This is a genomic window from Marinobacter sp. (assembly GCF_052094685.1).
Taxonomy (GTDB): Bacteria; Pseudomonadota; Gammaproteobacteria; order Pseudomonadales; family Oleiphilaceae; genus Marinobacter.
The window spans coordinates 13,101-24,430 of sequence record NZ_JBQDKB010000029.1; the positions used below are offsets into that span (position 1 = coordinate 13,101).

General features: G+C 52.8%; 14 protein-coding genes and 2 pseudogenes. 7 read left to right on the forward strand and 9 right to left on the reverse strand.

Annotated elements, in window-relative coordinates; all coding sequences use genetic code 11:
- From ACTH3S_RS07935 to ACTH3S_RS07945, 3 genes and pseudogenes are all read right to left on the reverse strand, one after another.
- Nucleotides 1-266, reverse strand: a pseudogene (locus tag ACTH3S_RS07935) (methyl-accepting chemotaxis protein); the annotation flags it as partial.
- Nucleotides 267-352: 86 nt separating this feature from the next.
- A complete protein-coding gene (locus tag ACTH3S_RS07940; RefSeq protein ID WP_441808476.1) occupies nt 353-556 on the reverse strand; it encodes a DUF3565 domain-containing protein in 204 nt (67 codons plus the stop codon).
- Between the two features lie 10 nt (nt 557-566).
- Entirely contained in the window at nt 567-1,436 is an 870-nt protein-coding gene (locus tag ACTH3S_RS07945; protein ID WP_441808477.1) for a cation diffusion facilitator family transporter, read from the reverse strand.
- 96 nt (nt 1,437-1,532) lie between these two features.
- Between ACTH3S_RS07945 and ACTH3S_RS07950 the strand changes: the two genes are divergently transcribed.
- The gene (locus tag ACTH3S_RS07950; protein ID WP_441808478.1) at nt 1,533-2,414 is read left to right on the forward strand and encodes a LysR family transcriptional regulator; all 882 of its coding nucleotides are present in this window, start codon (nt 1,533-1,535) and stop codon (nt 2,412-2,414) included.
- A gap of 3 nt (nt 2,415-2,417) precedes the next feature.
- Here ACTH3S_RS07950 and rarD read toward each other — a convergent pair whose 3' ends face one another.
- Nucleotides 2,418-3,308 carry an EamA family transporter RarD gene (gene rarD, locus ACTH3S_RS07955; RefSeq protein WP_441808479.1) on the reverse strand — a complete coding sequence of 297 codons (891 nt, stop codon included), beginning with the start codon at nt 3,306-3,308 and terminating at the stop codon, nt 2,418-2,420.
- Between the two features lie 151 nt (nt 3,309-3,459).
- On the opposite strand from rarD, the gene ACTH3S_RS07960 reads away from it, so the two are divergent.
- Nucleotides 3,460-3,840, forward strand: a complete 381-nt coding sequence (locus ACTH3S_RS07960) for a rhodanese-like domain-containing protein (protein ID WP_441808480.1) — start codon at nt 3,460-3,462, stop codon at nt 3,838-3,840.
- Between the two features lie 6 nt (nt 3,841-3,846).
- On the opposite strand, the gene ACTH3S_RS07965 is transcribed toward ACTH3S_RS07960, so the two are convergent.
- The 3 genes from ACTH3S_RS07965 to ACTH3S_RS07975 form a co-directional block, all read right to left on the reverse strand.
- Nucleotides 3,847-4,272, reverse strand: a complete 426-nt coding sequence (locus ACTH3S_RS07965; protein ID WP_441808481.1) for a hotdog fold thioesterase — start codon at nt 4,270-4,272, stop codon at nt 3,847-3,849.
- Between the two features lie 45 nt (nt 4,273-4,317).
- Nucleotides 4,318-5,139, reverse strand: a complete 822-nt coding sequence (locus ACTH3S_RS07970) for a substrate-binding periplasmic protein (RefSeq protein WP_441808482.1) — start codon at nt 5,137-5,139, stop codon at nt 4,318-4,320.
- Between the two features lie 74 nt (nt 5,140-5,213).
- Nucleotides 5,214-5,966 carry a substrate-binding periplasmic protein gene (locus ACTH3S_RS07975; protein ID WP_441808483.1) on the reverse strand — a complete coding sequence of 251 codons (753 nt, stop codon included), beginning with the start codon at nt 5,964-5,966 and terminating at the stop codon, nt 5,214-5,216.
- Nucleotides 5,967-6,158: 192 nt separating this feature from the next.
- Here ACTH3S_RS07975 and ACTH3S_RS07980 point away from each other — a divergent pair, with 192 nt between their 5' ends.
- The 3 genes from ACTH3S_RS07980 (at nt 6,159) to ACTH3S_RS07990 (ending at nt 8,750) form a co-directional block, all read left to right on the forward strand.
- Nucleotides 6,159-6,842, forward strand: a complete 684-nt coding sequence (locus ACTH3S_RS07980; protein WP_441808484.1) for a type 1 glutamine amidotransferase domain-containing protein — start codon at nt 6,159-6,161, stop codon at nt 6,840-6,842.
- A 136-nt stretch (nt 6,843-6,978) separates the two neighbouring features.
- Nucleotides 6,979-7,707 carry a MotA/TolQ/ExbB proton channel family protein gene (locus tag ACTH3S_RS07985; RefSeq protein WP_441808485.1) on the forward strand — a complete coding sequence of 243 codons (729 nt, stop codon included), beginning with the start codon at nt 6,979-6,981 and terminating at the stop codon, nt 7,705-7,707.
- Nucleotides 7,704-8,750: a peptidoglycan -binding protein gene (locus ACTH3S_RS07990; protein WP_441808486.1), complete on the forward strand. Its 1,047-nt coding sequence runs from the start codon at nt 7,704-7,706 to the stop codon at nt 8,748-8,750. The genes ACTH3S_RS07985 and ACTH3S_RS07990 overlap by 4 nt, the downstream gene beginning before the upstream one ends.
- Here ACTH3S_RS07990 and ACTH3S_RS07995 read toward each other — a convergent pair.
- A complete protein-coding gene (locus tag ACTH3S_RS07995; RefSeq protein ID WP_441808487.1) occupies nt 8,747-9,136 on the reverse strand; it encodes a ketopantoate reductase family protein in 390 nt (129 codons plus the stop codon). The two genes, ACTH3S_RS07990 and ACTH3S_RS07995, sit on opposite strands and share 4 nt — an antisense overlap.
- A gap of 30 nt (nt 9,137-9,166) precedes the next feature.
- On the opposite strand from ACTH3S_RS07995, the gene pelG reads away from it, so the two are divergent.
- Nucleotides 9,167-9,766 (forward strand): exopolysaccharide Pel transporter PelG, encoded by a 600-nt coding sequence (pelG, locus tag ACTH3S_RS08000; RefSeq protein WP_441808488.1) that lies wholly within the window; start codon nt 9,167-9,169, stop codon nt 9,764-9,766.
- A 9-nt stretch (nt 9,767-9,775) separates the two neighbouring features.
- Here the strand turns inward: pelG and ACTH3S_RS08005 are convergent, their stop codons facing one another.
- Entirely contained in the window at nt 9,776-10,888 is a 1,113-nt protein-coding gene (locus ACTH3S_RS08005) for an S-(hydroxymethyl)glutathione dehydrogenase/class III alcohol dehydrogenase (protein WP_441808489.1), read from the reverse strand.
- A 207-nt stretch (nt 10,889-11,095) separates the two neighbouring features.
- Here ACTH3S_RS08005 and ACTH3S_RS08010 point away from each other — a divergent pair.
- Nucleotides 11,096-11,330, forward strand: a pseudogene (locus ACTH3S_RS08010) (YkvA family protein); the annotation flags it as partial.

The following is an 11,330-nucleotide window of genomic DNA, read 5'->3' on the forward strand; positions in this document are numbered from 1 at the left end:
GAAGCGGCAGCCTTGGCTTCGTCCTCGGAGAACCCAGGGTTGTCTTTTGCCTCCAGCACAACCGATTTCGCCGCATCAATCAGGTTCTTCAACCCAGCTTTTCGAGCCTCCAGAAGGCTTGATTCAAGACGTTCTAGCTCTGCCTCCCCATTGGTCTGAATCTGACTGACAGAAATCCAGGCGACAGTAGCCGCGGTAAAGAGTACGGGAATCAGCACAGCCAAAAGTAAGCGGGTTCGTATACGCAGATTGTTCAGATAATTCATGATGGCATGATCCTCGGGAAGGCGTTGTCTCTATACACTATCGGCAACACCCGAAGTCTCTTGAATATAATTAACCGATTGCCCGATCAAAAATCAGGCTCAGCTCCCTCGTCACACTTGCGGCAACCTAGTTCGAAGCCGAGCATGGAGCGCCGTCCCTCTTCAGTCGTTACCCAAGGTCTGTTAACCCAAGGCGGCGTATGGCGGACATGCTGGTTGTGACCACAGGCCAGGCGGGCGACCCAGTGGTCTTCTTCATCTTTGTGATATCCAATAATCGGCTGCTTCATACAGCCTAAGTTAACTGACCAGGCTGCGTATGAAAATCGCGGGGCGCACTGGAAGCCCTGCCAGATGCCGGAGCAAATTCCTTTTCAATCGTTCAACCCGACCTGGCCAATTCGCCGGCAGGCTGATTTCCATCATTAGGTTCGGACCAACCTTGGCCATTTTCACCTGTTCCGGAACAATACCCACAGAACTCAACGCTTCGTGAATTTCGTCCACGAACTCCGCTGGAGGCGCGGCCAACATCAGCTCACGCACCGCACCAACGGTCATTTTTACGGGTACCAATATGAAGTAAGCCGAAATACCAATCATCATAATAGGATCTGCATAAACTGCCCACGAAGACCAAATGCCCTGCTCCAGCCACCAAGCAACACCAAACCCAATCAGCACCGCAGCACTAAGTACCGAGTCCATGAACCACTGACTCTGTTCAGCAACAATCAAACCAGAAGGCTCTCCGCGCTCGGCCCATTTCAGGTACAACCACACAGCAACACAACCGACAACACTCACAGCAGCAAATATAAGCGCCTTGTCTGCACTTACTGCTCGCCCACCCTCAAGCAAAGCGGCAATAGCGGAAGCCAAAGACAGTATGCACACAAGAGTGATCACCAGCCCTTTTACCGCAATCACCAAAGGCTCAACAGCGCCACGGCCAAATGGATACTCGGCACTGGCGGGGCGGCGAACAACCCGCGCTGCATACAACGACAACAGCGACAACAGCAGGCTTACCAGCGAGTAGGCGCCATCAAACAGAATAACCAGCGAATCAATCCATAAACCCCAGGTAATACCAGCCACAGCGAACAGGGCAGCTGCAACCGCAGACAAACTCAGCGCCATATTTTCCCGCGCTATAGACTTCAACATTTTGATCTCCCATGAATTACCGGCATATTATCGTCATACATCTATACAGCGTGAGTCGGTGGCCGACGAAAAACCCGTCGCTATAGGAGCAATCTATTGAAAACGTCACAAATTAAAGTATTTCTTGCGGTGGTACGGAACGGCACCATTGCAGCCGCAGCACGGGAACTAAACCGAAGCCGCACGACCATAAGCACTGCACTGGCGGCTTTGGAAGATCAGCTTGGCGTAGCATTGTTTGAGCGCAGCGGCAATCAGCTTCAGCTAACCACTATTGGCCACGCCATAGTGACAGATTGCCGGCGATTTGATCAGGTAGCCGGGCAGATCTATGCGCGCTGCCAGCATCACCTCAGCGGCGCCGAATCGGTTTTGCGGATAGCCAGGGACGACGCCATTCCAGAACCTGTGTGGCGCGACCTCCTGCGCCGACTCAAAATCCGGTTCCCACAAACCAGCCTGTCTGTTTGGTTGGCAACACCCCGTGAGCTACCACGACTGGTTAAAAGCCAGTCCGTCGACGTAGCCTACGGCTTGATGCCAGAGCTGCTGAGCGAGGGTTACCAATGGTTCCGAGAGCTTGCCGATGTACGCATGTTAACGGTCGCTGCGCCAGATCATCCGCTGAGCCAACTAAGCCGGGTTACTCAGGACGACCTCATCAGCTACACAGAGGTCACTCTGGCGTTTATGCAGAACGACCGGCTGGAAGCCGAATCTCCGGAAACGGCCAATTATTTGGCGTTTACTCAATACGAACTGATTCGAGATGCGGTGATTGACGGTGCCGGCTGGGCAGATCTTCCGCTGCCCTTAATAGCTGATGCTCTAACCCAGGGCTCACTTAAGGTTATTCACCACCGCAGCGCCAAATGGTGGAAAGTCTTCAGCGCGTTGGAATCTGAACAGGCACAAGGTGGCGCCGTGGTGGGATGGCTGGCCAGTGAGCTGGAGCAATATCTCGAATCAGTAGCGTAAGCTTTACGCGGGGGCCGGCTTGCCGTGTTCCGACCAGGCGGACCAGGAATAGAGCCCCAGAGCTACCCAGATCATTATAAAACTCACCAGCTTTTCAGTGCTCAGTGGTTCGCCGAACACCCACAATGCAATAAAAAACTGGATGGTGGGGTTGATGTACATAAGAAAGCCAACAGTCGACAGGCGCAATCTGCGGGCAGCGCCGGCAAAGAATAACAGAGGAACAGCGGTGACAATCCCGCTGGAAAGCAGCAAAAGCATGGTGCCTGTATCAGTCGCAAAATGAGACGCCCCCGCGTAATTTAGAGCGGCCAGAGTCAGAAGAGCCACGGGCAGCAAGAGCAGCGTTTCCACAAACAGGCCGGAAAGCCCATCCAGGGCGACCTGCTTGCGGAGCAGCCCATAGGTTCCGAAACTGAAGGCCAGTACCAGCGTAATCCAAGGCACCACTCCCAGAAGAAACAACTGGTAAAGAATAGCAATGGTCGCCAGTACCACCGCCACAATCTGCAGCCGGGAGATACTTTCTTTGAGCACCAACATGCCCAGCCCCACGTTCACCAGCGGTGTCAGGAAGTAGCCCAGACTGGCCTGCAGCACTTGGCGACTTTCCACGGCGTATATATACACCCCCCAGTTCACCGCAATAAGCACTGCACAGCCGAGAACAAATCCGAGCTTTTTGGGGCGAGCCAGCGCGGTTTTAACCGGCTGCCAGCGTTTCAAAAAAGTGATAATAATCGCCAGAAACACGCAGGACCAAAGCACCCGGTGAGTCACCACCTCCCAAGCGGGCACGCCTTCGAACAAAACGAAGTAAAGCGGGAAACACCCCCACATAATGTATGCGCACAGGCCGTATGCAACGCCTTTACTGGTTTCCTGCTCGGCCATATCAATAGCTTCCTTATTACACGGTGGCACTGAATTTAACACACCCAACGGATGACGACCTTGGGCAATATGTCTTAATCTGGCAGAACATTCTTGAGTCACCCACGAGACACTTACCCCCAAGACACTTACATAGTACGGAGAGCCGGTTATGAAAACAGCACAGGATTTTGTCGCCGAAGCCAGGCAGCATATTCAGGAAATTTCTCTGCAAGAAGCGGATAGCGCAATTCAGGCTGCGGACTTGCTACTGGATGTTCGTGAAGGAGACGAGTATCGGCAAAGCCATATTCCCCATGCCACAAACATTTCCCGGGGCCTGCTGGAGTTCAAATTCAGCAACGACCCAGCGCTGGCAAACCGGGACATGAAAATCGTGGTCTACTGCAAAACGTCAGGCCGCGCAGCACTAAGTACGAAAGCCCTGCAGGAAATGGGTTACCTGCACGTACAATCGATTGAAGGCGGGTTTGACGCCTGGCAGGAAGCCGGCAAGCCTATCGCCAAACCGGATCTTCCATCGTTCGAGTAATCGCGATTAAGAGCGCCGTGTAACCGCCATGGTCAGGCGAGAAATGCAGGTGAGTTTTCCCACTTCGTTTTCTATACGGATCTCCCATACCTGAGTTGCACTACCAATATGGATAGGTTTGGCCGTTCCGTACACCCAGCCTTTCGTGGCGGGACGGATGTGGTTAGCGTTAATATCTAGCCCTACTGCAACAGTATTCGGGTCCTTCAGGCAGCAGTTAGCGGCCATGCTGCCTAGCGTTTCAGCCAACACCACAGATGAGCCACCGTGGAGGATGCCAAAAGGCTGAACCGTGCGTTCATCAACCGGCATACGGCCGCTCACGAAATCATCACCTATTTCAGTGTACTCAATGCCCATGTGGCTGACTGCTGTGTTAGCACTGGCTTTGGCCATGTACTCAAGATCCGGTTTAACCGTCCAGATTGCCATGCTGATAAAACTCTCTAACTGGTTGGGGAAATTATCTTTAAGGCGCTATGGCCGAAGAGACATGTAGCGGGCTGCATATTCATTGATTAGTTCGTCTAAGCGGCCCGAACTGATCAGTGTATACAAGCGGTCTGCAATGCGCTCACGGAATTCGAATGTGTTGCATTGCGAGTTCTTGGAGAAAGTGAAAAATAGCCCTTCGTTGCTGACAGGCACCTCCAAGGCTACAAATTTTTCTGCCAGCCCCAAGCGCTCAAGCTTAACCTGCCCTTGCATTCGCTCATACAGAACATAATCAACACGCCCAACAAGGGCCATTTCAAAGGACTGCTCTATCGTCCTCACGTTGACTATCTGCAGATTTTTTTCAGCATAGCGGTCAAATCCCTGCCCAAAACTGTTGTTAATAAGGGTGCTTCCGCGCCTGCCCTTTAAATCTGGCCAGTGGCGATACTCAAACCCCTGATCTTTGGGCACCCAAACAGACGCTGCAAGATGGGTAAAAGGCGGTAACAGATAATCCATGTACTGGATACGCTCTGAGGTAATAAACGCGCCTGCAATCATGTCTAGCTCGCCGACTCTGGCGAGGCGCTGAACCCGTGCCCAAGAGCCAAGACTCTGAACATCCAGAGTCACTCCAAGGGGTTCGAGAATTTCCTTCAGTAAGGCTGTAGCAGCCCCCGTTAGATGCTCCGGATTGCGGGGGTCTTCCCAAAGCAGAGGTGGGTACTCGGGGTTGCCACTCACGGTCAGCGTTTTGCACGAAGACGCCGCGATTCCGGGTTCGCAAAAAACCATCAGTGCCAGCAGTACCGTAAAAAACCTGGCTGCTGTGGCAAAAGCCTGTTTTATGGAGACTGACAAGTGAAGGACCATCCTGTTTCCGGGCATGTATGTTATGGCCGAGGGGAAAGCGCCTCCCAGCTTGCCGCCACAACTCATTGAGCGTACTGATCCATGTACTTCAATACCAAATCTTCGTATATACCCTCTGTTTCTATCAGCTTTAGCGCAGCGCGTATGTCATCGGAATACTCCAACACTGGCGAGGTCTTGGCAACGGCAATCCAGGGGCGCTCACCGGGCACGAAAAACGGGGACACATCCGCCTTTAACCCGAGCTGTTCCAATACATAAAGTCCTATAAGCTCAGGCGCTACAACGACGTCTACCCGGCCCTGCTCCATCATTAGCATCAGGTTCTCATACCTGGGTGCAGACTCTTTACGCAACTGCCCATCGTTATCGAATCGCTTGAAGTAACTATAGCTCTCAAGCACACCTATGGTTTTGCCGTAAAGATCTGCGTAGCGCTCAATACGGTTAGAATTGTCCATATACAAAAACAACCTGCGATCCGATGGAAAGGCCGGCGTGACAAACGTCATATCGTCATCTCTGTCCGGGGTCTTGAGAACTCCAAGCATGATATCCACTTCGCCCTGCTGAACCATCTTCAGCACTCTTCGAAAAGGGGCCTCCCGATAATGAGTTTTCCAACCCAGTCGGTTCGTAATCTCCTCGAAAATTTCTACGTAAAGACCTGTGGCCGGGCCGCCGTCAATAATCCGATACGGTGGCGCATGATTAGCGCCCACCGCAACCGTCAAAGCAGGAACGGTTTCCGTACCCTGCTGCGCACCCGCAGATAGCGTTATCGCCGCAAGCAAAACGGCAACTAATACTCGCATTATCTTTCGCCTCTTAAGATCAAACGCCGGCAATGAACTGTACGCAGTATAGACGCTTCTTAGCCTTTGCCCGGCCTGGCGGCGCAAAAGATGCTTAACACAATGGTTGAATTAATACGTTAACAGCACAAGAGACAGTATCAGGTCTGAAAAACAGGTGACTCTCACTTCTCAAAGAAAAGGACAGGCACTATGAAGATCCTCATGATTCTCACTTCTCACGATCAGATGGGCGATACTGGCGACAAAACCGGCTTCTGGCTGGAAGAATTCACCGCCCCCTACTACGTATTCCGCGACGCGGGTGCAGACGTTACCATCGCATCGCCAAAGGGTGGAAAGCCACCCGTCGATCCTAACAGTGAAGCCGAAGAGGCCCTTACGGAAACAACTCATCGCTTTCAAGCAGATGCCCACGCCAAAGAAGCCCTCGCCAGCACAAAAAAGTTGGGCGATGTTGATATGAATGGGTTTGACGCCATTTTCTACCCGGGCGGCCATGGCCCGCTATGGGATCTAGTTAACGACGACAAATCTGTGGCTCTGATCAAAGTCGCCTACGAGCAGGACAAGGTCATTGGTGCTGTCTGCCACGCGCCCGCTGTGTTCAAAAATGTTGAAATCAAGCCAGGCCAAAATCTGGTTGGCGGCCGCCAAGTCACAGGTTTCAGTAACAGTGAAGAGGAAGCGGCTGGTCTCGCAACGGTCGTACCCTTCCTGCTTGAGGACATGCTAAAGGAAAACACCGCAACCTACTCCAAAGGTGACGACTGGGCACCACACATTGTTGTGGATGGCAAGCTGATTACCGGCCAAAATCCAGCCTCATCTGAGGGGGCCGCCAAGGCGGTGATTCAGGCGCTTCAGCAAAACTGAAATTTGTCATGTCTGCTCCGGCTTGGCAGACTGCCTTGCCGGGGAACTCTCTCACATTATCTCCTGCCAATTAGGCATCAAGATTCGCCAGTCTGTGCTAACGTTTTGAAGAACATCTCAAAAGGCTGGCTTTTTCATGAGTAACCCAAAACACACCCTTTTCTGGATGACCTTCTTTCTCGCGGTTGTCGCAATTGTTGGCGTATTGATCCACAAGCCCCTCATGTCGGCTTTTATGGCCAACTGGGTTTTCAACCTAATGATTGTTGGCGTGCTGATCGTGGGTGTCGGCCTTGCCTATCGCCAGGTGTTCGTTCTGTTTCCGGAGATGCGCTGGATTGCTCAGTTTCGCACCGGTCACTCTGGCCTTTCCGTGGTACAGGAACCCCGCCTGCTGAAACCCTTGGCCCGACAGCTGGGCGAAGAGTCCAAGCGAGACCGCTTCAAACTCTCAACCTTGTCGCTGCGCACGGTACTTGACGGCATTCACTCACGGATGGATGAGCAGCGGGAGATCACCCGCTACTTCATCAGCCTGCTGGTTTTTCTTGGCCTGCTGGGCACCTTTTGGGGTTTGCTGGGCACCATCAATGCGGTTGGCGCGGTGATTACCAACCTGGATATGGGCCAGGGGGATTTCGGCAAAGTATTTGCCGATCTCCAAGCCGGCCTGCTAACGCCTTTGCAGGGCATGGGCACGGCATTCAGCTCGTCACTGTTCGGCCTTGGTGGCTCGCTCATATTGGGCTTTTTGGATATCCAAGCCGGCCATGCCCAGAATCGGTTTTATGACGGCCTGGAAGAGTGGCTTACGGGTGTTACCACCCTGGTGGATCCATTCAACAACGACGCCCCTCAACCATGAGCGGATCCAGACGCCGAAACCGCAGCAGCATCAATGTTTGGCCAGGGTATGTCGACGCCCTCTCCGCCTTGCTGATGCTGGTGATTTTCATGTTGCTGGTTTATGTAGTGAGCCAGCTTTATCTTTCGCAAACGCTGTCTGATCGCAATTCAGAGTTGGCTAGCCTGAATCAACGACTAAACGAAATATCGGAATTACTGGGCCTGGAGCAGGGCAAAACAGAAGCTCTGGAGCAGCAGATGCTCTCTGTTCAGGACAATCTCAGCGACAGTTTGGCTCAGAACGAAGATTTGCAAGTTCGGCTAGACGCCTCCCGCAACCAGTTAATGCGACAGACAGCCGATGCCGAAGCCAGAACTGAAAGGCTGGCGAACATGAACCAGGAGCTGGATGACAAAGACGAGCTTTCCACCAGCCAGCAAAACATGATTTTGCGGTTATCAAACCGGATTGCATCGCTTCAGGAACAGCTACGGCAGATAGCCGCAGCTCTAGACCTGCAAAAAGAAATGACAGCAGACAAAGAAGGCGAGCTGGAGAATGTCAGTAAGCGCTTGAATACGCTACTGGCTGAACGGGTGAACCAGCTGGAACAGTACCAATCTGAGTTCTTCTCGCGGCTGCGTAATATTCTCGCGGCCAATGAGAACATCCGAATTGTGGGTGACCGTTTTCTGCTGCCCTCCGAGCTACTGTTCGCTTCAGGATCCGCCCAGCTAGGCGCCGAGGGCAAGCGCGAACTCAACAAGCTGGCCGGGGTTCTGCTTGATGTGGTGGAAACTATCCCCGCAGATCTTGATTGGATCCTGCGCATTGACGGCCACACCGACCTGATCCCCATCAATACGCCGCAGTTCCCTTCCAACTGGGAGCTTTCCACAGCCCGCGCCGTGGCAGTTGTGCGCTACTTGGCCGGCCAGAGTGTGCCACAAAAACGCATGGCAGCGGCGGGATTTGGCGAGTTTTCCCCGGTTGCGGAAGGCACAACCTCGAAAGCGCTACAGGCCAACCGGCGCATCGAAATAAAACTTACGGATCGCTAACCTAGTCCGTGTTCCAGAAGGGCGCTCACCGTAGCCGTATAAGGGGCGCCAATGCCCAGCATTCTTGACCGACGAAGTACGGCCCCTGCAATGCTATCCAGCTCCAGGGGGCGACCCTTTTCCTTATCAACCAACATGGACGTTTTGATCGCCTTAAAGCTGCTGATCAGCCCAAACATTTCGTCGACATCTTCCTTGCCAAGATCCAGGCCATCGGCCTTCGAAGCTGCCGCCGCCTCCGCCATCATGCCATACACAATGAGGCTGAATTCCGGGTGATGGGTCAGGCTTTGGGTATCCAGCCCGGTAAGCGCCGAGAGTGGGTTAACACCATTATTGATCACCAACTTTCGCCATAACTCATAGCGAATATGCTCTGAAACCATGGTAGGAATACCGGCCTGGTTAAACGCGGTTTGCAGAATTTCCAGCAACGGCCTGCTGTTGTTCAGTTTCCTGTTCACCATTGTCCGGCAATACCCCAGCGACAGCCCCGTGGGTTTCGACTTTACCCGCCGGTCACAGATTTTTCCGAAGCTTACGACCGCTTTTACACGGCGGTGCGGGAGGGCGACACGCTGGCCCGTATCAACGAATTTCGTGATGAGATGGTGCGCGTTGCACGTAACGGCATTTATGAAATCTGTAAGGTTCAGAGCTTTACGCTGATTATCCTGTTTATTTGGGGCGAGGATTTGTTGTCAGCCATTGGGATATCCACACTGTACCTGCCGATGTTCTATATCGATCTGGTATCCGTGAGCTTGCAGCTTATTCTTCTAGCCATTCAGAACGTGCTGTTTTACCTAGACTCCCGCCACATCAACGTGTCTCTGTGCGTAATCTTTTTTGCCAGCAACCTTATTTTTACGTTCGTGACGATAGAGCTTGGCGCCAGCTTTTACGGTTATGGCTACGCCGGGGCCACATTTATATCGTCTGTTATCGGGCTGGCCTTACTGTCTCGCAAGTTTGACCGCCTGGAGTATGAAACCTTCATGCTCCAGGGGCGTTAACAAACAGCTTTAGAAGTGAATCACCGTGCGGATGCTCTTGCCTTCATGCATCAAATCAAACGCCTTGTTGATGTCTTCCAGCGGCATTTCGTGGGTAATGAACACATCCAAGGGAATCTCGCCCTTCTCCGCTTTTTCCACATAGCCCGGCAGTTCTGTACGGCCTTTTACGCCACCGAACGCAGAGCCTTTCCAGACTCGACCGGTAACCAACTGGAATGGGCGGGTGCTGATTTCCTGGCCTGCACCGGCAACGCCAATGATGATGGACTCACCCCAGCCCTTGTGACAGCACTCAAGCGCTGAACGCATCAATTCAACGTTGCCCACACACTCGAAAGAGTAATCCACGCCGCCATCGGTCATGTCCACGATGACTTCTTGAATCGGCTTGTCGTGGTCTTTCGGGTTAACCACATCCGTAGCGCCAAGCTGCTGTGCAATCTCGAATTTACCCGGGTTTATATCGACCGCGATAATGCGGCCAGCTTTCGCCATTTTGGCGCCAATAATCGCCGCCAGACCAATGCCACCCAAGCCAAAGATAGCAACGGTTGCGCCTTCTTCAACCTTCGCTGTGTTTAGCACCGCACCAATGCCAGTGGTTACGCCACAACCCAGCAGGCACACCTTATCCAAAGGTGCCTCTTTGGGAATTTTGGCCAAAGAAACTTCAGGCAATACCGTGTATTCAGAGAAGGTAGAACAGCCCATGTAGTGATACAGAGGTTCGCCTTTGTACGAGAACCGGGATGTGCCATCTGGCATCACACCCTTACCCTGGGTTTCACGCACAGAGCCGCACAGGTTGGTTTTGCCAGAGGTACAGAATTTGCACTTGCCGCACTCTGCGGTATAAAGCGGAATGACGTGATCGCCAATTTCCAAGCCGGTCACACCGTCACCCAAGGCTTCCACAATTCCACCGCCTTCGTGGCCCAGAACAGTGGGAAACAGGCCTTCAGGATCGGCGCCAGAGAGGGTAAACGCATCGGTATGGCACACACCCGTGGCCACGATGCGAACGAGAACTTCACCAGCCTGGGGCGGTGCAACATCCACTTCTACAATCTCCAGCGGCTTGTTAGCCTCAAAAGCCACTGCGGCACGGGATTTAATCATCTTGCGTCTCCTACAATCCGGGTTGGCACGGCCTTTGTCGGCCTGATGGAGGCTACTGTAACATTGAACAACGGCGCAGGCTTGCCAGCACCACAATGCGGATCTGCCGAATAGGCTCTTGGATTGCACGTAGTTGATGCGGCAGACTGATACCTTTCGTGACATTATTACGGTTGGCTACCCTTACTCAAAAGAGGACACTTGTTTATGGCGCTTTTCAGCGAGAAGAACGCACAAACGCAGTTAGATGCCGAAGCAGAAAAGGTAAATCGTGCTGACTTGGAAGCGCTATTAGAACGACAGAGAGCCATAGAAGAAAAGGTTAAGAGTAGTGGCAAGCTGAACCGGTTCAGCGCCGATATCAAGCTAATGTTCTCGATGATTCGGGATTACTGGAAAGGCAATTACCGCGACGTTCCGTGGAAAAGCATTGCCGCGATTG